The sequence below is a fragment of the Pseudomonas spartinae genome, assembly GCF_965197125.1.
Taxonomy (GTDB): domain Bacteria; phylum Pseudomonadota; class Gammaproteobacteria; order Pseudomonadales; family Pseudomonadaceae; genus Aquipseudomonas; species Aquipseudomonas composti_A.
Genome location: NZ_CBDAMB010000005.1, coordinates 21214 through 43683 on the forward strand (window position 1 = coordinate 21214; position 22470 = coordinate 43683).

General features: G+C 55.5%; 22 protein-coding genes and 2 pseudogenes. 7 read left to right on the forward strand and 17 right to left on the reverse strand.

The window, feature by feature from the left end; genetic code table 11:
• Positions 1-94 precede the first annotated feature (94 nt).
• The 5 genes from ACN8M7_RS12905 to ACN8M7_RS12925 all read right to left on the reverse strand — a co-directional run bounded on the left by ACN8M7_RS12905 (position 95) and on the right by ACN8M7_RS12925 (position 3485).
• Positions 95-706: a DUF6088 family protein gene (locus ACN8M7_RS12905; RefSeq protein WP_087920915.1), complete on the reverse strand. Its 612-nt coding sequence runs from the start codon at positions 704-706 to the stop codon at positions 95-97.
• A gap of 14 nt (positions 707-720) precedes the next feature.
• Positions 721-984 (reverse strand): BPSL0761 family protein, encoded by a 264-nt coding sequence (locus ACN8M7_RS12910; protein WP_366997130.1) that lies wholly within the window; start codon positions 982-984, stop codon positions 721-723.
• Positions 985-1104: 120 nt separating this feature from the next.
• Entirely contained in the window at positions 1105-1407 is a 303-nt protein-coding gene (locus tag ACN8M7_RS12915; RefSeq protein WP_064495864.1) for a hypothetical protein, read from the reverse strand.
• Positions 1408-1497: 90 nt separating this feature from the next.
• Positions 1498-2898 (reverse strand): DEAD/DEAH box helicase, encoded by a 1401-nt coding sequence (locus ACN8M7_RS12920; RefSeq protein WP_064495865.1) that lies wholly within the window; start codon positions 2896-2898, stop codon positions 1498-1500.
• Complete coding sequence (locus ACN8M7_RS12925; RefSeq protein WP_064495866.1) at positions 2895-3485, reverse strand: hypothetical protein; 591 nt, start codon at positions 3483-3485, stop codon at positions 2895-2897. The genes ACN8M7_RS12920 and ACN8M7_RS12925 overlap by 4 nt, the downstream gene beginning before the upstream one ends.
• A gap of 101 nt (positions 3486-3586) precedes the next feature.
• Here ACN8M7_RS12925 and ACN8M7_RS12930 point away from each other — a divergent pair, with 101 nt between their 5' ends.
• Positions 3587-3808 carry a helix-turn-helix domain-containing protein gene (locus tag ACN8M7_RS12930; protein ID WP_064495867.1) on the forward strand — a complete coding sequence of 74 codons (222 nt, stop codon included), beginning with the start codon at positions 3587-3589 and terminating at the stop codon, positions 3806-3808.
• A 31-nt stretch (positions 3809-3839) separates the two neighbouring features.
• Here ACN8M7_RS12930 and ACN8M7_RS12935 read toward each other — a convergent pair.
• The 5 genes and pseudogenes from ACN8M7_RS12935 to ACN8M7_RS12955 all read right to left on the reverse strand — a co-directional run.
• A pseudogene (locus tag ACN8M7_RS12935) lies at positions 3840-4037 on the reverse strand (hypothetical protein); the annotation flags it as partial.
• Between the two features lie 58 nt (positions 4038-4095).
• Positions 4096-4617, reverse strand: a complete 522-nt coding sequence (gene lspA / locus ACN8M7_RS12940; protein ID WP_008930575.1) for a signal peptidase II — start codon at positions 4615-4617, stop codon at positions 4096-4098.
• Positions 4618-4670: 53 nt separating this feature from the next.
• Complete coding sequence (gene lnt, locus ACN8M7_RS12945; RefSeq protein ID WP_009686176.1) at positions 4671-6110, reverse strand: apolipoprotein N-acyltransferase; 1440 nt, start codon at positions 6108-6110, stop codon at positions 4671-4673.
• 294 nt (positions 6111-6404) lie between these two features.
• A complete protein-coding gene (locus ACN8M7_RS12950) occupies positions 6405-7166 on the reverse strand; it encodes a ZIP family metal transporter (protein ID WP_009686175.1) in 762 nt (253 codons plus the stop codon).
• Between the two features lie 142 nt (positions 7167-7308).
• Positions 7309-8205 carry a cation efflux transmembrane domain-containing protein gene (locus ACN8M7_RS12955; RefSeq protein WP_008928737.1) on the reverse strand — a complete coding sequence of 299 codons (897 nt, stop codon included), beginning with the start codon at positions 8203-8205 and terminating at the stop codon, positions 7309-7311.
• A gap of 98 nt (positions 8206-8303) precedes the next feature.
• On the opposite strand from ACN8M7_RS12955, the gene cadR reads away from it, so the two are divergent.
• Positions 8304-8738, forward strand: coding sequence for a Cd(II)/Pb(II)-responsive transcriptional regulator (gene cadR / locus ACN8M7_RS12960; protein ID WP_008175821.1), 435 nt, complete (start codon positions 8304-8306; stop codon positions 8736-8738).
• 283 nt (positions 8739-9021) lie between these two features.
• On the opposite strand, the gene ACN8M7_RS12965 is transcribed toward cadR, so the two are convergent.
• Genes ACN8M7_RS12965 through ACN8M7_RS12980 form a run of 4 tightly spaced genes read right to left on the reverse strand, consistent with a single transcriptional unit; the run spans position 9022 to position 14446 of the window.
• Positions 9022-10305, reverse strand: coding sequence for a site-specific integrase (locus ACN8M7_RS12965; protein WP_112211769.1), 1284 nt, complete (start codon positions 10303-10305; stop codon positions 9022-9024).
• Positions 10302-10841, reverse strand: a complete 540-nt coding sequence (locus tag ACN8M7_RS12970; protein WP_146746873.1) for a hypothetical protein — start codon at positions 10839-10841, stop codon at positions 10302-10304. The genes ACN8M7_RS12965 and ACN8M7_RS12970 overlap by 4 nt, the downstream gene beginning before the upstream one ends.
• A gap of 1 nt (position 10842) precedes the next feature.
• On the reverse strand, positions 10843-12705 hold the full coding sequence (locus tag ACN8M7_RS12975) for a hypothetical protein (RefSeq protein WP_366997128.1): 1863 nt from the start codon (positions 12703-12705) through the stop codon (positions 10843-10845).
• A complete protein-coding gene (locus ACN8M7_RS12980; RefSeq protein WP_490261025.1) occupies positions 12698-14446 on the reverse strand; it encodes a hypothetical protein in 1749 nt (582 codons plus the stop codon). Before ACN8M7_RS12980 ends, ACN8M7_RS12975 begins: the two co-directional genes overlap by 8 nt.
• Positions 14447-14592: 146 nt before the next feature.
• Here ACN8M7_RS12980 and ACN8M7_RS12985 point away from each other — a divergent pair.
• Together ACN8M7_RS12985 and recX are read left to right on the forward strand one after the other, a co-directional pair.
• Positions 14593-15144, forward strand: a pseudogene (locus ACN8M7_RS12985) (recombinase RecA family protein); the annotation flags it as partial.
• 11 nt (positions 15145-15155) lie between these two features.
• A complete protein-coding gene (gene recX / locus ACN8M7_RS12990) occupies positions 15156-15617 on the forward strand; it encodes a recombination regulator RecX (RefSeq protein ID WP_061238119.1) in 462 nt (153 codons plus the stop codon).
• A 13-nt stretch (positions 15618-15630) separates the two neighbouring features.
• On the opposite strand, the gene ACN8M7_RS12995 is transcribed toward recX, so the two are convergent.
• Positions 15631-16509 (reverse strand): DUF6685 family protein, encoded by an 879-nt coding sequence (locus tag ACN8M7_RS12995; protein ID WP_061238118.1) that lies wholly within the window; start codon positions 16507-16509, stop codon positions 15631-15633.
• Between the two features lie 144 nt (positions 16510-16653).
• Between ACN8M7_RS12995 and ACN8M7_RS13000 the strand changes: the two genes are divergently transcribed.
• A complete protein-coding gene (locus ACN8M7_RS13000; RefSeq protein ID WP_061238117.1) occupies positions 16654-16875 on the forward strand; it encodes a DUF2835 domain-containing protein in 222 nt (73 codons plus the stop codon).
• A gap of 87 nt (positions 16876-16962) precedes the next feature.
• Positions 16963-17985, forward strand: a complete 1023-nt coding sequence (locus ACN8M7_RS13005; RefSeq protein ID WP_490261026.1) for a quinone-dependent dihydroorotate dehydrogenase — start codon at positions 16963-16965, stop codon at positions 17983-17985.
• Positions 17986-18078: 93 nt separating this feature from the next.
• Here the strand turns inward: ACN8M7_RS13005 and rmf are convergent, their stop codons facing one another.
• Positions 18079-18294 (reverse strand): ribosome modulation factor, encoded by a 216-nt coding sequence (gene rmf, locus ACN8M7_RS13010; RefSeq protein WP_003244273.1) that lies wholly within the window; start codon positions 18292-18294, stop codon positions 18079-18081.
• A gap of 416 nt (positions 18295-18710) precedes the next feature.
• Here rmf and rlmKL point away from each other — a divergent pair, with 416 nt between their 5' ends.
• On the forward strand, positions 18711-20888 hold the full coding sequence (gene rlmKL / locus ACN8M7_RS13015; protein ID WP_490261027.1) for a bifunctional 23S rRNA (guanine(2069)-N(7))-methyltransferase RlmK/23S rRNA (guanine(2445)-N(2))-methyltransferase RlmL: 2178 nt from the start codon (positions 18711-18713) through the stop codon (positions 20886-20888).
• A 71-nt stretch (positions 20889-20959) separates the two neighbouring features.
• On the opposite strand, the gene dacB is transcribed toward rlmKL, so the two are convergent.
• On the reverse strand, positions 20960-22396 hold the full coding sequence (dacB, locus tag ACN8M7_RS13020; protein WP_061238114.1) for a D-alanyl-D-alanine carboxypeptidase/D-alanyl-D-alanine endopeptidase: 1437 nt from the start codon (positions 22394-22396) through the stop codon (positions 20960-20962).
• Between the last annotated feature and the right edge of the window lie 74 nt (positions 22397-22470).

Genomic DNA, 22470 nt, shown 5'->3' on the forward strand with positions numbered 1-22470 from the left:
ACCCTCCAAGGGGACTGGTCGGTAGGGAGATCGCCGGGATCGTTGACGACAATGCCCCCATGCGCGGGCAACTGATCGTAAGGCAGCGATTCCGCTATTTCACACCTTCAACCTTCAACACCGTGCTCATCCATTTCGGTAGTTTGCAGGTCATCAATGTGGCTAGGTCTTCCGGTCTGAGCCTTTTCTTGATCGCTGTAATGCATTCCGGAGTTGAGCCGCCTTTACCGAGATAAAACAGTGCACTGATAGCCACCCCTACCTCGGTCCCGGCATGCTGCATGACCATTGGTGCCGCATGTACCAGCCGGATCTCAGCTTTCCCTATAAATACTGATCGGCTGGCCCCACTGGTGTAATAGATCGGAATGAGCGGCATCTGGGTACTGAGGCCAAATTTCCTGACTGCATTGGCCCCATGGATCTGCAGAGACAAACGCTTCTGCCTGGTAATCAGGCTAAGCAATGTCCACGGATTGGGGCGAGCCCTGGCAATGTAACGTCCGGGTTTCGGGCGCATATAAATCCCGCGATACACCCGTTCGAGCTCGCCGCGGTTGACCAGTCGAGCTATTGCTTTGGATACGGCGTTTTTCGTTCCAAACCCTGTGAAACGGCTGATGCTGAACGGCTGCCCTTTAGGTAGGCGCTTGACCCGTTGCGCAACCTGGACAGATACCGACTGGGCTTTATCAGTGCTGAGCATCGTGGCGTTCCCGCCTATAGCGTGAAGTCTAGCGACGAACTGAAAAGCGGCTGATGGAACGCAATTACCCTTCGCCGATATTCATCATCTTGAGGGCCGTTTACCAGGCATTCTTCGAGGCGCCCCAGCGAGAAAACTTGGTCAGCGGACGGGTAGTGCCTGAGCAGGCTTTTCGCATAGCTGCGAATGTCATCAGGTAGTTCGGTGTTACGAGAGAGGTCGCGGAGAAAAGCTTCGGTCTTGACAACACCCCGGGTTCTTTCATGTGGAAGGGTCAAAGTGGCTACCTCCTTATTCAGTTATTCCAACCTACGAGACCAGAACGGGCAAGTCGCGCGCTTACCCCTCATTTGCCCGCGATTCGACGTGGTGCGGCTGATGGATTTTCAATCCTACAATCAGCTCTTTCCCCAGTAGTTGTCTTTGCTGACCAGACCAAAATCTTCGGAAGCCAATGGCTGATCATCACCGAACATACCATTGACCATGCGCTCCCGACGCAACCCACTCAGCACCCTGAAAAAGCAGGGCTCACAGAGATGCACCCGGTAGTGCTCCCCATCATGCTGGGAGCCATATCCCCATTGGGCTTCAAGCTTGCCGTATTGGGGACCATAGCCGGGAATACGCGTGCCAGAGCGGCACACGTCGCAGATCACACCCTCAACGACATCGACCAATGCCTGCGACTTAATCTCCATGCACACCTCACGATTACGTTCCACACGACGCCGGCCGGTTATGGATTCATGAACACCAACATCATTGGATCAGCCTCGACTGGCTGAGCATCAAAAACAAGCCAGTAGCTGCTGCCGATAATGCTGGGAAAAGCTGACTTGGTAAGCGGGCTCAATTGCAAAGCCACCCAGCGAAATGATGTTCGTAGCCTGCGACCCAATGCCCGGCTCCGCGTTACCTAACCCAGCACCGTCGATATCTTCGACATGCCCCAAAGTACCCATTGGTTCAGGTCTAGAGCCTGGAGTTAAACCAAGTATCTGCACATCCTTCAAAACAGCCAAGTCATCCGGCAGGTCATCCGCAATTCGCTCCGCAAAGCCCTGAAGCGTCGGCTCCGCCAGCATAAATAGCCATGCCTGGTCGTCGGACTTACCTGTGCGCCGCAGCACTCGCCCCAGCACTTGCCGGTAATGCAGTTCGGTGCGGATACGGCTGAGATAGCAGCACACTTGCAGGCGGGGAATGTCGGTGCCTTCGCTGATCATTCCGACGGCCACAATCCAGCGGCAGGCGCTGCTCCGGAATGCATTGATCACCTGCTGCGCATCCGGGGTTTTGTTGGTCACGATGCGGCACTCTTCACCCATTGCTTCTAGAGCCAGTGCAACTTGCTGGGCGTGTTCGATGTCGGTGGCCACCACCAAACCAGCGGCATCAGGTTTGATCTGGCGTAGCTCGTTCAGCTTGCTGCAACCAAGATCAAGGATTGGATTGATCACCTCGTCATGACGTAGAAGTTCCTCATAGGTGACAGGTGACTCCCCTAAAAGCTTGGCGATGCTAGGAAACAGCCTCACGGAGCTATCCGCACCAAGCTCTTCCGTAAGTTTTACCTTCTGATTGTCGAGCAACACAATGCGAGGTGATCGGCACACGCCGTCGGAAATGGCATCTTTCAAGCCATAACGGTAATCACAGATCAAATGCCCGTCGGGCGAAGAGTAGCGAGCCAATGCGATGGCCTTGTCGTCCGAACGCCAGGGCGTGCCAGACAGGGCCAAAGTGAAGGCAGCCCGATCCTGTATCCGATACAGTATCTGCTGCCCCCAGGCATTGCTGAGCAGCGGATCGTGGCCGGCGCAATGGTGGATCTCATCGAAGACCACAAGCACCCGGTAATCATCAAGCAGCTTCCAGAATCCCTCATCACGGTATTCCATGGCCTGATAGGTATAAGCCGCGCCCACGGCACCTATCTGGCCGTCGAGACGCCTGCCTAGCACAGCCGCAAAGGTCGAACGAAAACCCTCCACGACCTGGCAGGACGGCGCAAAGCACAGCACCAAATCGATTCTGCCCTGCTCAAGCAGTCGGCTGGCCAGTTCTGCAGCCATGCGTGTCTTTCCGGCTCCCGGCGTTGCCTGGCAGAAGAAGTGCAGCGTGACGGTGAAGTGCTCTAACGCCCTTGTGATGCAACTGTTCTGCCAGCTCCGTAGCGAGCTGCTCATCGTGTTGCAGCGAGCGTTTTGAGGGTCTTTTCGATGGCGCGCAGATGCCCCAAGAGGCGAGAACTGCGATCCCTTGCTTCCAGGTAATCACCTTCAACCTTGTCCCGTAAATGCGGCATCTCGTCCAGAAGCAGCTTGAATCGCTCCGCTTCGCCCATTGAAGAAAGAAAGTCCAAGCGGATTTCCTTGTGGAGCGCCTCCAACTGCAAGTCCGTATTGGCTGACGACTTAAGCGGCAAAGCTTCCACGTCGAGTACTGCCGTGTCTGGTTCGGGCACTCCGGCAGCCATAAGGCTGTTCTCAAAACCGTTGTCGATCAGTTCCAGTTGGAGATGTACTGGAATCGGCTGCAGGTGGTAGACCTGTCCTCGAACACGACGATCCTTATCCAGCACAACCCAGCCTGCGCGCACTAATCGGCGGATCTGCTCATACACATAGCGGCGCACATCGGCGATACGGAAATGTGTGCCACTCAAGCGAGCGGCATAAGCATCGCGAAGTTCACGGGTCGTAAACGTTGTACGCCCTGGCTCCTGAAGCAGCTCATACAGACGCCTGTCGAAGATAAACGAGGCCGATTTCATTGAGGCACCAGAAGAATTAGCGCAAAAATGCGGATTATAATCCGTGGCCTCTGCGTCCGCAAACGCACGATAGTGCCGCCTCAAGCTGAGTTGAGACGGTCATGGATAAGTTGGCGAAAGCGTTAGGGGAACGCATCCGAATGCAGAGGAAGGCCTGCCGGATTTCCCAAGACGCATTGGCGCTGGCGTGCAATCTCGATCGCAGCTATGTAGGTCGCATCGAGCGTGGCGAGGTCAACATCACCGTCGAGAAGCTCTACCGCATCGCAGGCGAACTCGCCTGCGACCCTTCAAGCCTTCTGCCAAAACTGTCTGAAATCTAACCAGAGCAAGTAATACCAGCGCTCAAGAAGGTCAGACAGCAGCGCCGCTGTTACCTTGCCCCAAACTTCCAGCCGCCGTCAGCATCTTCAACATCAACCACGCAAACGCCCGGCTCTTGGTCTCGTCATCCAGCACTTCCAGCGACATCTCTTCGTTGTCGGTCATGGTGTCCAGCACGCGTTTGGGAAACAGGCCGTGCATCACCTATTCGAGCGAGTGGCTGTCGACCACAGAAACCGCTCTTGAATCCATGTGTCGCCCAAACCAAAAGGGCCGCTTAGGCGATTCAGCGGCGGCGGCTGCCTGGTTGATGTCGTATTTCCGCCCAAATAAAGAGGGCGACACCGAGGAAGATCCATACGTCCGCTAGGTTGAACGATGGCCAGTGCCACTGGGCATAGTGAAAATCGAGAAAATCCTCTACGTAGCCTAACCGCAAGCGATCTGCGACATTGCCCAACGCGCCGCCGAGGATCGCACTGAGGGCGAGCCGATAACTCAGTACGCGTGGTGAACGCCAAAGCCAGTACACCAGTAATATCGAGATAACCAGGGCCAGTCCGATGAAAAGCGGCTGCTGCCAACCGCCGACATCCGCGAGAAAGCTGAAGGCCGCCCCCGTATTGTGGCGGTGGACCCAATTGAAGAAGGGTGCGGCAGGCACGCTTTCACCATGCGCTAGCATGGTGCTGGCAAGGTACTTGCTCGCCTGATCGACAAACAGTAACAGGAGCGAGAGCCACAGCCAGCGCATCGCCTTTCCCGGCTCGTGGGCTTTCTCTGCGAGCCGACTGCCATAAGTAGACATATCCCCTTCCTCCTGACCCAATCTAGAATTTGCTCGCTGCTAAATAACAAGCGTCATGTACCCAACCGATGATGCCGACGAATTCGACGGAGCAGGAGCAGGCCGAGTCCGAGTGCGGTCAGGCCAAGGACAGGCCAATCCCGCCAGCGCACATAAGGGGGCGCGCCAGTTCGCGGTGTCACTTCGGCGCTGAGGGTGGCCACTTCGAACTGCGGAGCACGCTTGAGCACTTTGCCCTCATGATTGATGGCTGCTGTGATACCGGTGTTCGTGGCTCGAAGAAGGTCACGTCCGGTTTCGATGGCACGCATGCGTGCCATCTGGAAATGCTGGAGGGGGCCGAGCGAGCTGCCGAACCAGGCATCGTTGCTGACATTCACCAGTAACTGCGCTTCGGGCAGAAGCTCAGTGACTTCGGCACCAAAGACCGCCTCGTAGCAGATGAGTGCCCCTACGGGCACCCCTGCTGCATTCAGGACGTGCGCTTCCCGTCCCGGTGTGAAGTCGGACATGGGCGCCCCGAGCACGTCGAGGGCCGACCCCAAAAGATCCCGAAACGGAACATATTCACCGAAGGGCACCAGGTGGCGTTTGTAGTAGAAGCCTGAGGGATCGGAGAGGCTTACCACGGCGTTGTAGGTACGGCCCTCCGCCTCGCGTACCGGGACGCCAATCATTAACGATGTGCCTGCCTGATCGGCTAACGCCTCAAGCTCAGCAAGATATGCTTTGGCCTGGTCATGCCACATCGGGATTGCCGCTTCTGGCCAGATCACGATATCGGCTCCGAGATGCTGCGCGGTAAGCGCCTGATAGCGCTCAAGTGTGATGTCCCGGTATCTCGGGTCCCATTTCTTGTCTTGCGCGATGTTTCCTTGCAAGAGGACGACATCGATCGGGTCAGCGGCTGGCTGCGTCCATTCACGATCCAGCAGTTGCAAGCCGGCGAGGGTAGCGACTAACACGGCACCGACTACCGCAGCACGGCGCAGGCTTGGCCCCTGGACAACCCAGGCAAGCCCGCCAGCGAGAAGTGCCACCAGTAAACTCACGCCAAGCACGCCAAAGACGGGAGCGATAGTGGCAAGTGTGGTGTCGGTCTGGCTGTAGCCAATGAAGAGCCAGGGAAAGCCGGTCAAGAACCAGGTGCGCATCCATTCACTCAACACCCATGCCGCAGGTAGCCCTAGCCAGAGTGCCATTGCATCCATCTCAGGGCGCAGGCAGCGCACGAGGTACGCGACGCCCCATGGAAAGAGGGCGAGCAGCGAGACAAAGGCCGCCGTGACTAACACCGCCACCACGGGGCCATTGCCGTACTGGCTAATGCTGATAAAGACCCAGGAGACACCCACGCCGAAGTAGCCAAGGCCAAAGAGGTAGGCCGACCACAGCGCCTGACGCCTTGAAGACTGCGCGGTCAGGACAAAAAATGTTGCCAGAGCGATCACCGCAAGCCATGCCCAGCCCACAGGGGCAAAGGCAAGCGGCATGGCGCCTCCAGCAAGTAGAGCCATCCCCCCTGTCAGAAGCGGCTTATAGCGCACGCCCGTGTATAGGCTAGAGGGTAGCGCGCACTTATCACCCAATGCTCTCTCGCCTCCGAATCCAGGATCAACCCTGTGGCTCATGCTTTCTTGCTCCGCTTAATCAAGCTGCGTCAATTCATTCGGCCGGCTGGCCAGGGTGGCAAAGTGAATGTTTCTGGACTCGACTAGGTGCGCCGTAAGCTGGGAGCTGCTTCGTATTCGGCCAGCACGACAGTGGCTGTGTTGGGGAGCAGTACGTTAGCTTTGCGATACCACCCCTTCCAAGCCCGCTGATACCAGAACGAACAGGACGAAGCCGCCTATGAAAGCCAGCGGTGAGATGTGCGTATCGTCACCGCTCTCGTGAGCCTCGGAGACCATATCTTCGATGGCAGCGACCGTGAGAAGGCCTGCCGTGAACGTCAGTGCCGCTAGCTTAAATGCCTCCGGCTGGTTCCTGAGTACGAAGTAAGCAAAGACGGCTGCCGAGAGCACAGGAATCGCGAAGGAAGCAGAGAGCAGTATCCGCTTGCTACGAGGGATTCCTTTATCTTTCATGGTGGCGATCGTCGCAAAGCCCTCAGGAACATCGGCGAGAACCTGACCCGCCGCCAGGATTATCGCGACCGACGGTGAGACCGCCGACCCCGCCCCGATCAGGAGGCCATCGCTGAACAGGTCGATGGATACGGCGATATAGATCATCCAGACACTCGTCTGACCGCCTTCTCCCTGCTGGCCTTGTCGCTTCTGGAGACTCTCAACGAGCTTCTCGATACCTACGTAAGCAATGCCGCCCAGCGCGAAAGCGAGGGCGATTACCCAGGCTGAGAGGTTCTCTAGCACGCGCGGCATGATTTCAACCGCCACCACCGCAATGACGAGGCCGGCAGCGCCGTGAAGGGCGTAATTGAGACGGCGCCCGGTAGTTCGGGAGGCCTCCGCAGCGAGCCCACCACTAAAATTGCCTAAGGCGGGCAACAGCGCCAGGCCGAGTACCAGCCAGATACTATCCATCATCTTCCTTCCTTGGTTGATTCCTAGATACGCTACCTTGCTGGCTCCGAGCCTTCGCGCTATATGCTGTCGTTCAGGCCTAGCGCGCTTGTACAGCCACTTCGATCAAGTGTCCCAGGCATCGATAGCTGCGTACCGTGCAGCCTCACCCCTTGAGCGCCAGGATGCGCCGAGCGCCGTTGAGGACGATCAGGCCCACGATGGTACCGATAATCAGGTCGGGGTAGCTGGACCCCGTCCAGGCGACCAAGGCACCGGCGGCGATGACGCCCATGTTGATCACCACATCATTGGCCGAGAATATCCAGCTTGCCTTCATATGCGCGCCGCCTTCGCGGTGCTTGGATATCAACAGCAGGCAACCGGTATTGGCGATCAACGCGACGAAGGCGATCGCCATCATCATCAGCGATTCAGGCTCACTACCGAAAACAAAGCGTCGCACCACCTCGACGAGTACGCCGATAGCCAAAATCAGTTGCAGTACCCCTGCCAGATGCGCGGCACGTACCTGCATTTTCGCACTGCGCCCTACGGCATAGAGAGCCAGGCCATAGACGGCTGCATCGGCAAACATATCCAGGGAATCAGCGATCAGGCCGGTAGACTGGGCGATCAGGCCAGCAGTCATTTCCACCACGAACATGATCGCATTGATACCGAGCAACACGCGCAGAGTGCCTGACTCCTGCGTAGCAGAGACTGCCGAGCTCTCAGCGGCCTTGATCGTCTCTGGGTCGGCAATGACGGTTTCCTGAAGAGAGGCGCCTAGCCCCAAGGTCGCCAGTTTCGCGGTAATGGGCTCAGCCTCGCCGTCATGCACGACCTCCAATCGGCGGTTCGACAAGTCGAAGGACAGCGTTCGAATCTCATCAAAGCCGTTCAGCGCCAAGCGGATCATCCGTTCTTCTGAGGGACAATCCATCTTCGGCACAGCATACACGCTGACCCATTCCCCTGACGCTTCGGAGGAGACCGGCATATCGGTATCCGCTGCAGGCGTTGCATCGCAGCTACATGGGCCACCACAGGCTTTACTCACGATACGGCTCCAGTTAACCAACATAGATTGCTAGTATTAAAAACTATATAGCTACTATAAGGTCAATGGGACAGATGATCCGTTGAGGAGTAAGCCTGATGCGCATTGGTCAGTTAGCCCAGATAGCGGGTATCGACACGCAGACGATCCGCTTCTATGAGCAGCAGGGCCTGTTGCCGCCGCCAGAACGGCAGGAGAATGGTTACCGTGTCTATACCGAGAAGCATGGCGAGTGGCTTGCCTTTATCCGCCGCTGCCGAATTCTGGACCTGTCACTGACAGAGATTCGCGAGCTACAGAGCTATCAGGACGACCCTCGCCAGCCCTGTACCGCCGTCAACGCCATGCTCGATGACCACATCTCTCATGTGCGGTCGCAGATAACTGCTCTGCAAGCGCTTGAGCAACAACTCGTTTCACTGAGGGCGAGTTGCAACGAGGGTCGGGAGATCAATGCCTGCGGCATCCTGACGGGGATCAGCGAGGAGAGCAAACAACAGCTGTATAGGGCTAGCTCAGGCCGTAAGGACTGAGCAGAGACATGCCGGACCTTGCAGTGACATTGTGAATGCATGGTGTGTTGATCGCGAAGCCTCACTGCGTATCTCGGCATGCGAACCTGGGCGTTGCTGCAAACTTGCAGGGGCCGTGAAGAAGAGTCGTCATCAACCAGGTAATCCGCTGAGCTGATGGTTGGTTCCGTCATCATGATATGAGCCAATCAACCAAAAAATCCGGATACCCTAATAGACATAGTTATTCTTACTTTTAGAGATCAGTTTTTACTGTATTCGCAGGCGCCAAGCAATGCAGATCTCAGGGAGACTTGGCGTTGATCAATACCATTATTCCGGCCAGCTTCTCTTCGGATGATCTACCGTCGTCTGTCTTCAAAAGGTTTTCTATTGCCGTGAGGGTCGCAGAAGCGTTAGATTCTGCTTTAAGAATCTCCTGGATTTCTGGATCTTGTGTAAGGTGAATGTAGGTCGAAAGGGTGTCCTTAGAAGCATGGTGTGAATCCTTACGCACAATTGCCATTGCCACATCCAAGATGTTCACCTTGGACTTTTTCGAAAGTTTGCTTATATTTTTCGCAACCAGGATTGTGAAATAGCGGTGGCGGAAATTGTGGTAGGAAACCTCTTGAAGTAAATCCTTGTGCTTGGATGAATTTGCAACAACTCGATAATACGAGTTGAAGGTCGTGCGTGACATTGGGAGGCCGCTGTCTTCGCTAACAAATATTCTGTCATGAAGCAGGCTGTGTGGATGCAGGCTATGGGTAAGCGATACGAATTTGTATAATTCTTGTAGCTCAGGTCGAGGAATCAAAATTTGCCGCAAGCATCCCTTGTACTTGCCTTTGAGAACTGGAATGTTTCTGACGAGATCGTTGTTCTTGAAGGCGTGAATGATTGAACTCGCGGGGATATTTATCGCTTCTTCGATCCGGCATCCTGTAAATTCCAGAAGGGTGGAAAGCGCGTACCATCTATCAATTATGTACTGATTAGATGTGTATTCATGAATGGCATCGTGCCACGCGCTTAGCTCGTTGTTACGAATAAAGCTTATTGGTTTTATTGGTGTGTCTTTTAGGTTTTCTATACATGGGTGTGTTAGGAATCGTACTTTTCGCCTCTGGAAATTGTAATAATCTTCTGTGGCGTTAATCTGAAACTCATGAGCGCCAGGGTCGGTTGTGAGGAGCTTTGCAAATTTGTTTTCCTGTTGGGTGTGTTCCAGTAGGAGTAGTATGTATCTAACAATTCTTTTTAAAGTGGTGGAGTTGGGATTTTCAAATTTTTGTTTGTGCCTGACAAAGTCGTACAATGTTTCGTCGGTGGCGTCGAAGATGGTTAGCTTGTTAGATTCAAGATAGCCTTGAAAGACATTTAATGTTTCTGCTCGACTAAATACGGTCTTGGGTGACGGGCGCGCTCCGTAGCTGTTGGGCCCACCACTATACTGTGTTAGGTAGTTGTTGATCTCCCAGCAGAAATTGCCCTTTGAGTCAAATATAAGGGGTAGTGGTGGGGGGGTGGTATGACCATGGTTGAAAAGAAAATCAAGACGGGGAGATTTCGCTGTATGTATCATAGTTTCACCAGCGTTAAGTGCGCTCTATCAAGGGCTTGGGTATGGCTCTTTAGAACTTGCTGGTATCTAAGATCTTGACGCGTTTGCTCGTCTACTCTTGAGGTTAATTGAATATATGCGCGGTACATTTCAGCAACTGTGTTGGTAAGGTAGTCGATTTGGTTTTTTAAAATGGTGATTTCCTCTTGCTGTGAGCGCTTTGTTGTTCGTTTTTGAGGTGGGGGCGCCTCGGCGGCGGTGGTCAATTCGTTATATGCTTTTAGGGCTACAGAAAGTTGTTCTGCATATTCTTTGTTGTAGGGTTCTTGTGAGGTGTTGTATGAGCAGGATGATACTTCTAGAGTGCCGTCCTCCCACGCTAACGTAGCTTTGAAGGGGATTCCCCTCTTGCTTTTGAATACGTCTAATGTCGGAATTCTTTGGTTGTCTCGAACTGCTTTCCTAAGCAGTATGATTTTGTTAAGCAAGCTTTGTGTTTTGGCCTGTTTTTCCTTTAGCTTGGCTTTTGATGTTTCGCCTTTCGAATAACGGCTCATGTTATCTGCTCGCATATATAAAGATTTTTTGGTTGTTCATAATCTTTAGTTTGATGTCGTGATGGTTTGCCAGTTCTTGGAGGTGTTCGGACAACAAAGTGTGATCCCCTAGTTTTATTTCTCGTTCACATTTGGAAAAAACGTCCAGTAATTCTTCGTCGACCAAGACATCCTTGCCTACGTGGCCCTCCAAGAAGTCAATTAGAAATTCGAGAGTGTCTCGCTCCCATTCAGGTTGGTTCGAGATGTCAGCGTAGTAGAGTGTTACATTCGGTTCGATGTGTCCCATCATCCATCGCAACGGTTCAATTTCAGTGCTTCCGCTCAAGTAGAAGAAGAAGGCTGCGAAGAAACGTCTGAATTGATGAGGGCGTGCATACCATCGTGTTTCGTCTGTGGTTGGTGTTTGAATCCAATCAGAGTATTGATCAAGTATTTTACGAAAAGTTGTCTCATTTCGGTCTTTCCCTTTCTGTGCGCCAGAGGGCCAGATTGAAGTCATCCCTGGATGGCGATCCTCCATGAATTCGATATATTCGTAAATAAAGTCCCAAATGACTTTAGGGATTGGGCGCTTAATAATTTCAAGCTCATAGCTGTTGCTGGCTTTCGGGATCTTAAGTTTCAAGTCCCATAAGCCATCCAGTTTTGATATTGTTAGGCAATTGGCGTCGAGCAAGGAGGCGCTCAACACACGGCAAGCTGAAAAAGTATGTATCAGGATGCGGGTTGTAATGGCGTAGAAGCCAATCAACTCGTCAGTAGAAATGTGCTCTCGCAAAATAGAATTGCAGTTGATTCCACCTCTGGTTCTGCCGCATTTCCCATACGTTTTGATATTGAGGTGCTGCAATGCCTTCGGGATTGGCACCACCTCTAAGGTCTGTTTCTTGAAGGTGTGTACGTTTGATTTGATTGTGCTGGCCGCGTACCGTCCAATAATTTCCTTGTTGTAGTGGTCGTCAAGCTTTTTAATATATTCTCGGATATGTGGCGCATAGTCGCGGTGAAAGATAATCGCGTTGCTGATGTAGTGGAATGCTACGTTTGTAGGCATCAATGGTGTTTGGTTTTTCTCGATAAACCTCCCGGGCATGTTGTTTAGAATGTCTGAAATTTCATGTGCTCCAACCTCAAAAGGATGAGATTGCTGTTCCTTTGTGGAGTGCAGGTAAGCTAGGTTGGTGCATTTGTTTTGTAGTGTGCAAATGCTGAGGCTATCTTTATCATCCTCTTCTTTTTCAGCGTAGGTGCAGGCGAATTCTCGGCAGATATCAAGCTTGTTGTTTTTGAGCTTCTGAATAATGATCTTTTTAGTAATAGGGGGGATCCCCATATTGGAGATCAAGGGAGCAATAGTTGTCAGTCCTCTGGATGCTGATCCTAATTCTGAATTAAGCTTGGCGATATTTATTCCCATGAATGTTAAATCATGAGCTTCTAGGAAGGTTTTCACATCGTCCAGAGTGATGTCGGCCAAGGTTACGATCTTAGGAGCATTGCTTGAGCGAGCCCGTGCCTCGTACACATGATCGGCAATTTCAAAGGCTGTCCTCACAAATGAAACAAGCGCATTCGGTCGTTTCGATTTTGAGCTTTCAATCAAGGCAATGGCTGATGACTTTAAGTCCCTGATAAATAAGTTCCACACTAGATCTGCTGTGGATGACTCGTCGAATAGCTTATAATCGAAGCTAATCTTTACATAGTGTCTAGTGTTTGGATCAACTGAGGCAGACACGCTTGTTCCGGTTTTTGGCACATACCATTCTCTATTTGTGGAGGCAGGGTGAATCCAATTAGGAAGAACGGCTTGGGATGACGGTGGCGATGGTGTGATTTTTTGAGATTTCTCGTTATTCACTAACGGATACCTCAAGGAGATCAAAGTCCATGCGTTTAGGTTTGGCATCGGCTAGCAGTTTAATCATTTTGCGACTGCCTTCTTCTTGGATCTTTGTGATAATCGTCTTGCATGTTGAAGTGAGATTGTCGTCTTTCCCGAATGTTGCATATGAGACGACAAGCTCAATCGTTTGAGGCGAGCAGAGAAAGTAAATCATATGGCTTGGATTGCTTTCTGCTGCTTGGGGGGAGGTAGCTCTGATTTGCTTCACGGCGTAAATGAGCTGGGCTTGGGCTATCTCATAACTTTCACCACTGTGGTGACTTGTATAGGGTGTAATTTCTTCGGCTATTAGGAGCTGAATATTTTGATGGTCACGGAGTTTCTTTCGGTATACAAACTCTTGGATTGACGGTGGTACGTAGTTTCGCAAGGCGGTCAGTAACGAGTTGCCAAGGTATAGGCTTGTTTCCAGAGTGTCGCCACCGCTCTCGATCCACTTAAGCAGGCCACGTGAAACTCTGATTTTGGGCATGGTAGGCTCAGCTTCAGCTACCCATGGGGGAAGCGAATCAATGATTGCCTTGAAAGTGCTTTTTCGTCTCGTGTTTAAGATACGGTAGAGATGCTCATCCCATTGACGAGTGGGGCTAGACCCATCCATGACGAAAAGATAGTTGGAGTTCAAAGCCTTGGAGTGCTGAGTTCTCATTTGTAACAGCATCCATAGCGTAGTATTAGCGTCTATACTTTCTGCATCGACTTTAATCTCGTTCGAAGCTTTTGGTGCATGACGCTCAATTAATTTGTTAGCCCGGGGTTTAAGGGTAGTGACGGTGATCCCACCATCCTCGCGGATGGTGACGAATTGCCCATCTTTCGTTTTCTTTACTTGGGCGTTTGCCAAGTCGATGACGTTAATTCCAAGCTCATCAATAATGATGCACATCGCCGCAACAGCAAATTCGTCAGTGATTCCCAAGTATGATTTAATTTCCATTAAAGACCAGGAGTAAATGTGATGTGATCCAGGAAATGATTTGCGAGTAAAAAGGCCGTCTTGTTCTGTGGCTAGGTACGCAACAGAGTTAATGAAGCCATTTGGGTGGGAGGGTGAGAAAAAACTAATATGTTGGCCGGTGCCAAAGCCTCTCAGGTTAGGATCTAAGTTGTCCTTTGTTGGTCGAATGGCAATTACATCGCTTCTGCGAATAATGTCTGGGGTTTTCAAGTAACGCGCAAAACCTTCTGCAACAACATGTTTGCATTTGGAGAGAATGACAGCTCTATGTTTTTCGATTTGTTGCGCAATTTCGCTCAAAGCGATTTCCATGGAGGCTGCTTGAACAGCATGTTCCAAAGTCAGATAACCAAGGATATTGCATTCTTTTTCCGAGAATACGTCTGACGATTTGGTGATTGGGGGGGGCAGCGCATTACTAGGCAGTTTCTTGGCTTTTTGAAGCCTGTTTAAGTAATGACGAACTGCTGTGTAGTCAGAGATTACGGTAACTTCTTTGACCGGCTTGCCTGTGGTTTTTGATATTGCACTACGGCGATGAAAGAGAAATGTCCGACATGCATTGGTAATCACCCCAGAGTTCCGATGCCATTCCGGATCAAGGTCGTGAGCGATCATGAAAAATTCGCGGATGAAGGGCGCCCGACGCTTTGGAGGATGCTTTTCCACCCAGGTCAGGATGTCCTTAGGACAGCAGGTTTTGATACCATTCAAGAAATTTTCCAGTTTCCCGCTCATCACGTTCCTACCTGAAGTTGGTTCAGATAGGAAGCGTAGATGGAGATTTGGCTTCCGCAAGGGTGAAAGGCATGAACAGTATGGCTTTGCAGCGCGTTGGCCTCGTAGGAGCGACCCTACCTGAACCCATCCAAATACTGCTTCCCCTGCAGGCTCGCCTGATGAGCCAGGCACTGCGCAAGATCACCGGTAACATCAAGAACGCCAATTGCCTGGTGATCTTCATCAACCAGATTCGCATGAAGATCGGCGTGATGTTCGGTAGCCCGGAAACCACTACTGGCGGTAACGCGCTGAAGTTCTATGCCTCGGTTCGCCTGGACATCCGCCGTACTGGCGCGGTGAAAGAAGGCGAGGAGGTGGTGGGTAGCGAAACCCGCGTGAAGATCGTCAAGAACAAGGTCGCGCCACCGTTCCGTCAGGCAGAGTTCCAGATTCTGTATGGCAAGGGCATCTACCGTAATGGCGAGATCATCGACCTTGGTGTGCAACAGGGCCTGGTCGAAAAATCGGGTGCCTGGTACAGCTATCAGGGCAACAAGATCGGCCAGGGCAAGGCCAATGCCGCCAAGTTCCTTGAAGACAACAAGGAAGTGGCGCGTGAGATCGAAGGTCAGATTCGCCAGAAGTTGCTGGTTCCCAGCACGCCGGCCAAAGCCTCCGCTGACGATCTGGCCGACGCAGAAGTCGACTTCTAAGCTGACCGAACATGGCGGTTGTGCTGGATAACCCGCTCGCCGTCAGGCGAGCGGCAATGGACTTGCTGGCTCGACGCGAGCACGGCCGCGTCGAGCTGACGCGCAAGCTGCGCAAGCGTGGCGCTCCCGAAGACATGATTGAGACCGCTTTGCAGCGGTTGTCAGAGGAGGGTCTGTTATCCGAGGCCCGCTATCTGGAAAGCTTCGTCGCTTATCGGGCACGTGCCGGTTACGGGCCGCTGCGTATTCGTGAAGAGCTTGGCCAGCGTGGACTGGCTCGTGGTGACGTCGACCAGGCACTGCGTGAAAGTGGTATCGACTGGTTCGAGCAGTTGCGTGAAACCTGGCAGCGCAAGTTCGCCGGTCAGCTACCGGCTGACGCCCGCGAACGTGCTCAGCAAGGTCGTTTTCTGGCCTATCGCGGTTATTCGCTGGATATGATCGGGCGTTTGCTGCGAGGTTGCGACGAATAGAGCGCCGCTCTGTTCAGGTTGGCTGGATCGCCAATTGGCGCAAATGGCCCGGTACGTCAGGTGCTCCGGCCAGGCGCAAACCCTCACCCAATGCCGTGGCCTCCTGATGCTCTTTGGGTAGCAGGAGGAACTCTGGCGTGCCGGCTTTTTTCAGTAGTGACAGGCGCGCATAGGGGATGCCGTTGTCCAGCAGCAACCCCATGAAGCCAGGGTCGCTCCAGGCCGCTTCTGGCATGGCGAGTACGTGATAGCGACTCTGCAGGTTGTCCAGGCCTGTCTCATTCAATCGATAACGCAGCAGGTTGGCTGGTAGAAACACTTCCAGCCCGCGTCTGCGCGCATAGGCGATCGCCCCGGCGAAGGCTTCGCCCTGTATTTCCCCCGACCAGAAGGTCCGAGCGCCACGCCAGTTGGCCTGACGCAGCTCGATCGGTTCGCCAGCCAGAAAGCGTGGCAGCGCCACGCTGATGGTTTTGACGAAGTCCTTGTAACTGATGATGCGCACCTGTTTGCAGTGCTCGCTTGCGGCGTAGTCTTCGAAACTTGCGTAGCCAGACGCGGGCGAGCAGGCAAAGCCGTCAATCAGACGCAGGTCGAAGGACTGTAGCTGTTCGATTTGAGCTTCCACTACCTGAGACAACGCCGCGTGCGCTTGGGCCTTGTCTTCCTGTACGGGGCCTGAAAGCGCGCCGAGCGGCAGGTTGAACAACAGCTGTAATTGCGGACCTTCATGCCAGCAGATGCTCTCTACCGCCGCCGGCAGCGGTTTGAAGGGCAGGCGCAGGCCGCTGGCTTTGGCGAAGATCTGTCGTGAGCTGCGACCGAGCAGGCCCATGCGCTGAGCCAGGGCTGCCAGGCGGCTACTGAGAGTTGAGGATTCGGACAGGCTCATGGCCGGCAGATCGCTCCTGAAGCGTCTACCGCAGTGTGGCAGACGTGGACGGCTATTGCTCGTATAGCGTAGCGCGGCGCTTGCGTGCCTGTCGCGCTGTGGGTCTGTGGCAAAATAGCCGCATTCATTTGCGAGGGTGCCTCCATGCCCAGCTTGGTGCTGGATATCGCGTTATCGGCCGAACGATTGCAGGCCATCTACCGGGGTCATGCCAGCCGGATTATGGCGCAAAGCCGCGACGGGCGTCGCGTCAGTTTACCGGCCCATCACTTGCGGCCGTATCTGACTCATGCCGGGATCTATGGTTCCTTCGTGCTGGAATTCAGCAGCAGCGGCGAGTTGCTGAGCTTACGCCCTTTGGATTGATCTGGCGCGCTTGCCTCGCGCCGTCGGTGCCTGCGCGGCTATAATCGCCGGCCTGCCCACCTTCAACCTGTCGAGCTAAGCCTGCCCATGTACTCACTGGCCCGCGAGCTGCTGTTCAAACTGTCCCCGGAAACCTCTCATGAGCTGTCCATCGACCTGATCGGTGCCGGTGGCCGCTTGGGGCTCAATGGCCTGCTGACCAAGGCACCGACCAGCCTGCCGGTAAACGTGATGGGCCTGCAGTTCGCTAATCCGGTCGGGCTGGCAGCAGGGCTGGACAAGAATGGCGATGCCATTGACGGCTTCGCCCAGCTCGGTTTCGGTTTCGTCGAGATCGGCACCGTTACCCCGCGTCCTCAGCCGGGCAATCCCAAGCCGCGCCTGTTCCGTTTGCCGGAGGCCGAGGCGGTGATCAACCGCATGGGCTTCAACAACCACGGCGTCGATCATCTGCTGCAGCGCGTCAGGGCGGCTAAGTTCAAGGGCGTACTGGGCATCAATATCGGCAAGAACTTCGATACACCGGTCGAGCGAGCGGTGGACGATTATCTGATCTGCCTGGACAAGGTCTACGCCCACGCCAGCTACGTCACGGTCAACGTCAGTTCGCCCAATACTCCGGGGTTGCGCAGCCTGCAGTTCGGCGATTCGCTCAAAGAGCTGCTCGAGGCGCTGCGTCGTCGTCAGGAAGACCTGACTCAGGAGCACGGCAAGCGTGTGCCGCTGGCGATCAAGATTGCCCCGGACATGAGCGATGAAGAGACCGCATTGGTGGCTTCAGCACTGCTGGGCGCCGATATGGATGCGGTGATCGCCACCAACACCACGCTCAGCCGTGAAGGTGTCGAAGGGCTGGCCCATGGCGATGAGGCCGGCGGTCTGTCGGGGGCGCCGGTACGTGACAAGAGCACGCATATCGTCAAGGTGCTGGCGGGCGAGTTGTCGGGTCGCCTGCCGATTATCGCGGTCGGGGGTATTACCGAAGGCAAGCATGCTGCAGAGAAGATTGCGGCGGGTGCGAGTCTGGTGCAGATCTATTCGGGGTTCATCTACAAGGGGCCTGCGCTGATCCGTGAGGCCGTGGATGCGATTGCCGCGCTGCGTAAATAAGCTGCGCAAATAAATAGGGCTCCCGAAGGAGCCCTTGGGCTTGCGCCCGCCGCCCGGATGGGGTCGGCATGGTGAAGTCGGGTGTGATCCTGATCAGCCGACAGCGTGAAGTTCGTTGAGTCGATGAATACCGGCGGTGCCGGTCAGCCCATCCCAGTTGTCACCACGGCCCTCACGCCAGCCATTGAGCCAGGCCTGACGAACCGAGGGTAGGGTAAAGGGGCAAAGTTCGCGGGATTTACCATTGATGCCGTACTGATAGCCGCGCAAAAAAGCTCTTTCTAACGGATCACGCTTAAGTCTTCTCATAGGGTGTTGCCCTCACTGTTGACTGTTATGTCCCGTTGGCCTTGTAGCAAGGCCAGGCAGAAATTTTCTGCCTACGAAAGTCCGCTGCCGGCGTGGCGAACCTTCTGTGCCTGCGCTGTTGCAGCGAAAGCCTTAGGTAGTGTTCTAACGAATGCACCGGGGCCTGTGAATGATCGTTTTGTCATAAGGGCGTAACCTAAATGCGGGGGAAGCCATAAGGAGGCTGGGAATATATCCAGCCTCTTTTAGCCAGACGCCGTCATATCTGGCTATGCACGGCGATGACTTCATTTTGCTAGTGCAAATGAGAGTGCTTGCTTATTCCGACGAAGGGTCGCGCTGTGACCTTTTGTCACTTATTTTGAGTCGAGGTGCGCCGCTGCACCTCCCTGATTGCCATAGGCAGTGGAACATCCATGTCTGACCGTTATGAAATCGTGCTGACCTGCCCCAAGGGGCTCGAAGGCCTGTTGCTGGAAGAGGCCAAGGCGCTGGGCCTGGAGGAAGCGCGCGAGCAGACTGCCGCGGTCCGGGGGCATGCCGAGATCGAGGTGGCCTATCGCCTGTGTCTGTGGTCGCGCCTGGCCAACCGCGTGCTACTGGTGCTGTCGCGCTTTGCCATGAACAACGCCGACGAGCTTTACGATGGCGTCCAGGCGGTCGACTGGCGCGACCATCTCGAGCCTTCGGGTAGCCTGGCGGTAGAGTTCAGCGGTAATGGTTCGGGCATCGACAACACCCATTTCGGTGCGCTCAAGGTCAAGGATGCGATCGTCGATCGGCTGCGTACGGCCGGTGGTGAACGTCCCAGCATCGACAAACTCAACCCTGACTTGCGTGTGCATCTGCGTCTGGATCGTGGCGAAGCGGTGCTGTCTCTGGACCTTTCCGGGCATAGCTTGCACCAGCGCGGTTATCGCCTGCAGCAGGGCGCCGCACCACTGAAGGAGAACCTGGCTGCCGCGGTACTGATCCGGGCCGGGTGGCCGCGTATCGCCGCCGAAGGGGGCGCCCTGGCTGACCCGATGTGCGGTGTGGGCACCTTCCTGGTGGAGGCGGCGTTGATGGCCGCTGACATCGCGCCCAATCTCAAGCGTGAGCGCTGGGGCTTCTCCAACTGGCTTGGCCATGTGCCGGCAATCTGGAAGAAGCTGCATGCCGAGGCCGAGCAGCGTGCTGCAGCGGGCCTGGCCAAGCCGCCACTGTGGATTCGTGGCTATGAAGCTGACCCGCGTTTGATTCAGCCGGGGCGCAACAACGTCGAGCGCGCCGGTCTGTCCGACTGGGTGAAGATCTATCAGGGTGAGTTGGGCAGCTTCGAACCACGTCCGGATCAGAACCAGAAGGGTCTGGTGATCAGCAACCCCCCTTACGGCGAGCGCCTGGGCGATGAAGCCAGCCTGCTCTACCTCTATCAGAATCTCGGTGATCGCTTGCGTCAGGCCTGTCTGGGCTGGGAGGCGGCGGTGTTCACCGGCGCTCCCGAGCTGGGCAAGCGCATGGGGCTGCGTAGCCACAAGCAGTACGCCTTCTGGAACGGTGCATTGCCCTGCAAGTTGCTGTTGATCAAGGTGCAGACCGAGCAGTTCGTCACCGGTGAACGGCGCGCCAAGGCCGCCGATGAGCCGGTTGCGGAGGCGCCCCAGCAAGCGCGTTTGTCCGAAGGCGGGCAGATGTTCGCCAATCGCCTGCAGAAGAATCTCAAGCAGCTGGGTAAGTGGGCACGCCGCGAAGGCGTCGAGTGCTACCGGCTGTACGATGCCGATATGCCTGAGTACGCCCTGGCGGTCGACCTGTATCGCGACTGGGTGCACGTGCAGGAGTATGCGGCGCCGCGTTCGATCGACCCGGACAAGGCGCAGGCGCGTCTGCTCGATGCCCTGGCAGCGATCCCGCAGGCGCTGGGCGTGGCGCAGGAGCGGGTGGTGATCAAGCGACGTGAGCGCCAGGCCGGCACCAAGCAGTATCAGCGTCAGGCTGCTCAGGGCCAGTTCATGGAGGTGAACGAAGGCGGGGTCAAGCTGCTGGTCAATCTCACCGACTACCTGGATACCGGGTTGTTTCTCGATCATCGTCCGCTGCGCCTGCGTATTCAGCGCGAGGCGGCCGGCAAGCGTTTCCTCAACCTGTTCTGCTACACCGCCACGGCGACTGTGCATGCGGCCAAGGGCGGGGCGCGCAGCACCACCAGCGTCGACCTGTCGAAAACCTACCTGGACTGGGCGCGGCGCAATTTGTCGCTCAACGGCTTTTCCGACAAGCATCGCCTGGAGCAGGGCGATGTGATGGCCTGGCTGGGCGAAGACCGCGGCGAGTACGAGCTGATCTTCATCGATCCGCCGACCTTCTCCAATTCCAAGCGCATGGAAGGCGTGTTCGATGTACAGCGCGACCATGTCGAACTGCTCGACCTGGCGATGGCACGTCTGGCCCGTGGCGGTGTGTTGTATTTCTCCAACAACTTCCGCAAGTTTCAGCTGGATGAAAGCCTGGTGGCGCGTTACCAGGTCGAGGAGATCAGTGCGCAGACGCTGGATCCTGATTTCGCGCGCAATCCCAAGATCCACCGCGCCTGGCGTTTTACCGCACGCTGATTGCATAGCCCGGACACAATCCGGGGGCTGGTTCATAAAAGCCCCCGGATTGCATCCGGGCCACGTGGTCGTCAGCGTTTGGGCTGTTTGTAGGTTTCCAGCAGCACCTGATCGAGAATCGAGGTGGCGCCCCAGGGTTTCGGGTCGTTGAGGATGGCGACCACAGCCCAGTCCTGGCCGTTGCTGTCGCGGCTGTAGCCGGCGATGGCGCGCACGTTGTTCAGGGTGCCGGTCTTGATATGTGCCTCGCCCACCAGCGGCGTACGCTGCAGGCGGCGGCGCATGGTGCCATCCATCGCTACCAGCGGCATCGAGCTGCGGAATTCGGCAGCGTACGGGCTGCGCCAGGCAGCCTGGAGGATCAGTGCCATTTCCCTTGCGCTGATGCGCTCAGCACGTGACAGGCCAGAGCCGTTTTCCATCACCAGATGTGGTGCGGTGATGCCCTTGCGTGCCAGCCAGTTGCGGATCACGCGCTGTGCGGCCAGGGCATCGTCCTTGTCGGCGTCGGTACGGAACTGCGCACCGATGCTGAGAAAAAGCTGCCGGGCCATGGTGTTGTTGCTGTACTTGTTGATGTCGCGGACGATTTCCACCACGTCCGGGGACAGGGCGCGCACCAGCATGCGGGCGTCTTCCGGCACCGGGCCCAGGCGGTCCTTGCCGAGAATCTTGCCGCCCAGCTCCTGCCAGATGCCGCGCACTGCGCCGGCCGCGTAGCTGGGGTGGTCGAGCAGGGACAGGTAGGTCTGCGCGGTGCAGCCCTCGGCCAGTTGGCCGCTGACGATCAGCGTGGTGCCATCGTACTGGTCTACCGCGTTGTAGCGGATGTCTGGCCAGGCCGGGCATTTGGCAGCCTTGAGCACACGAACCTGATTATCGATGCGGATGGCCGCGATGGGCGGGTCCATGGCGATCTTCACCTTGCCGTCTTCGGCACGGGTGATGAAGCGTTGTGCCTTGAGGTTGACCAGCAGTGAGTCGGGTTTGACCAGGAAGGGTTTGTTGGAATCGCCGCCGTCGTCATTGAAGGCCGGCAGCTGCGGAGCGAGGAAGAAGCTGCGGTCGAGCACCAGGTCCCCTTGAACCTGACGCACGCCATTGATGCGCAAGTCGCGCAGCAGCAGCCAGAGTTTTTCCATGTTGAGTTTTGGGTCGCCGCCACCCTTGAGGTAGAGGTTGCCATGCAGCACGCCGTCCTTGAGCGGGCCGTCGGCGTAGAACTCGGTCTTCCATTGATGGTTGGGCCCCAGCAGCTCAAGCGCCGCGTAAGTGGTCACCAGTTTCATGGTGGAGGCCGGGTTGACCGAGACATCGGCGTTGAATTGCAGGCCGCCAGCTTGCCCGCTCAGTGGCACGGTCACCACTGACAGCGAATGGTCGGGAATCTTGTTGGCTTTCAGCGCTTGTTCGACCTTTGCAGGGAGCGCGGCGCTGGCAGCGTGGCAGGACAGGGCGAGGGGGAGAAGCACGACGCTCAGCGCCAGTTGGCGAAACCGTTGAATCATGGACGAGGACCTTCCGCAGTCAGGCGGGAGTAACGAGGGAGACAGACAAACGACAGTCCGAATCGGGGAAAAGT

What these genes read in the sequence shown, in the direction of transcription:
- ACN8M7_RS13000 (WP_061238117.1), top strand. Translation starts at nt 16,654, where the DNA reads ATGCCCAGCTTGGTGCTGGATATCGCGTTATCGGCCGAACGATTGCAG.
- ACN8M7_RS12980 (WP_490261025.1), bottom strand. Translation starts at nt 14,446, where the DNA reads ATGAGCGGGAAACTGGAAAATTTCTTGAATGGTATCAAAACCTGCTGT.
- recX (WP_061238119.1), top strand. Translation starts at nt 15,156, where the DNA reads ATGGCGGTTGTGCTGGATAACCCGCTCGCCGTCAGGCGAGCGGCAATG.
- cadR (WP_008175821.1), top strand. Translation starts at nt 8,304, where the DNA reads ATGCGCATTGGTCAGTTAGCCCAGATAGCGGGTATCGACACGCAGACG.
- dacB (WP_061238114.1), bottom strand. Translation starts at nt 22,396, where the DNA reads ATGATTCAACGGTTTCGCCAACTGGCGCTGAGCGTCGTGCTTCTCCCC.
- lnt (WP_009686176.1), bottom strand. Translation starts at nt 6,110, where the DNA reads ATGCCGCTTGCCTTTGCCCCTGTGGGCTGGGCATGGCTTGCGGTGATC.
- ACN8M7_RS12930 (WP_064495867.1), top strand. Translation starts at nt 3,587, where the DNA reads ATGGATAAGTTGGCGAAAGCGTTAGGGGAACGCATCCGAATGCAGAGG.
- ACN8M7_RS12905 (WP_087920915.1), bottom strand. Translation starts at nt 706, where the DNA reads ATGCTCAGCACTGATAAAGCCCAGTCGGTATCTGTCCAGGTTGCGCAA.
- ACN8M7_RS12965 (WP_112211769.1), bottom strand. Translation starts at nt 10,305, where the DNA reads ATGATACATACAGCGAAATCTCCCCGTCTTGATTTTCTTTTCAACCAT.
- ACN8M7_RS12920 (WP_064495865.1), bottom strand. Translation starts at nt 2,898, where the DNA reads ATGAGCAGCTCGCTACGGAGCTGGCAGAACAGTTGCATCACAAGGGCG.
- lspA (WP_008930575.1), bottom strand. Translation starts at nt 4,617, where the DNA reads ATGTCTACTTATGGCAGTCGGCTCGCAGAGAAAGCCCACGAGCCGGGA.
- ACN8M7_RS12970 (WP_146746873.1), bottom strand. Translation starts at nt 10,841, where the DNA reads ATGAGCCGTTATTCGAAAGGCGAAACATCAAAAGCCAAGCTAAAGGAA.
- ACN8M7_RS12915 (WP_064495864.1), bottom strand. Translation starts at nt 1,407, where the DNA reads ATGGAGATTAAGTCGCAGGCATTGGTCGATGTCGTTGAGGGTGTGATC.
- rmf (WP_003244273.1), bottom strand. Translation starts at nt 18,294, where the DNA reads ATGAGAAGACTTAAGCGTGATCCGTTAGAAAGAGCTTTTTTGCGCGGC.
- ACN8M7_RS12925 (WP_064495866.1), bottom strand. Translation starts at nt 3,485, where the DNA reads ATGAAATCGGCCTCGTTTATCTTCGACAGGCGTCTGTATGAGCTGCTT.
- ACN8M7_RS12950 (WP_009686175.1), bottom strand. Translation starts at nt 7,166, where the DNA reads ATGATGGATAGTATCTGGCTGGTACTCGGCCTGGCGCTGTTGCCCGCC.
- ACN8M7_RS12995 (WP_061238118.1), bottom strand. Translation starts at nt 16,509, where the DNA reads ATGAGCCTGTCCGAATCCTCAACTCTCAGTAGCCGCCTGGCAGCCCTG.
- ACN8M7_RS13005 (WP_490261026.1), top strand. Translation starts at nt 16,963, where the DNA reads ATGTACTCACTGGCCCGCGAGCTGCTGTTCAAACTGTCCCCGGAAACC.
- rlmKL (WP_490261027.1), top strand. Translation starts at nt 18,711, where the DNA reads ATGTCTGACCGTTATGAAATCGTGCTGACCTGCCCCAAGGGGCTCGAA.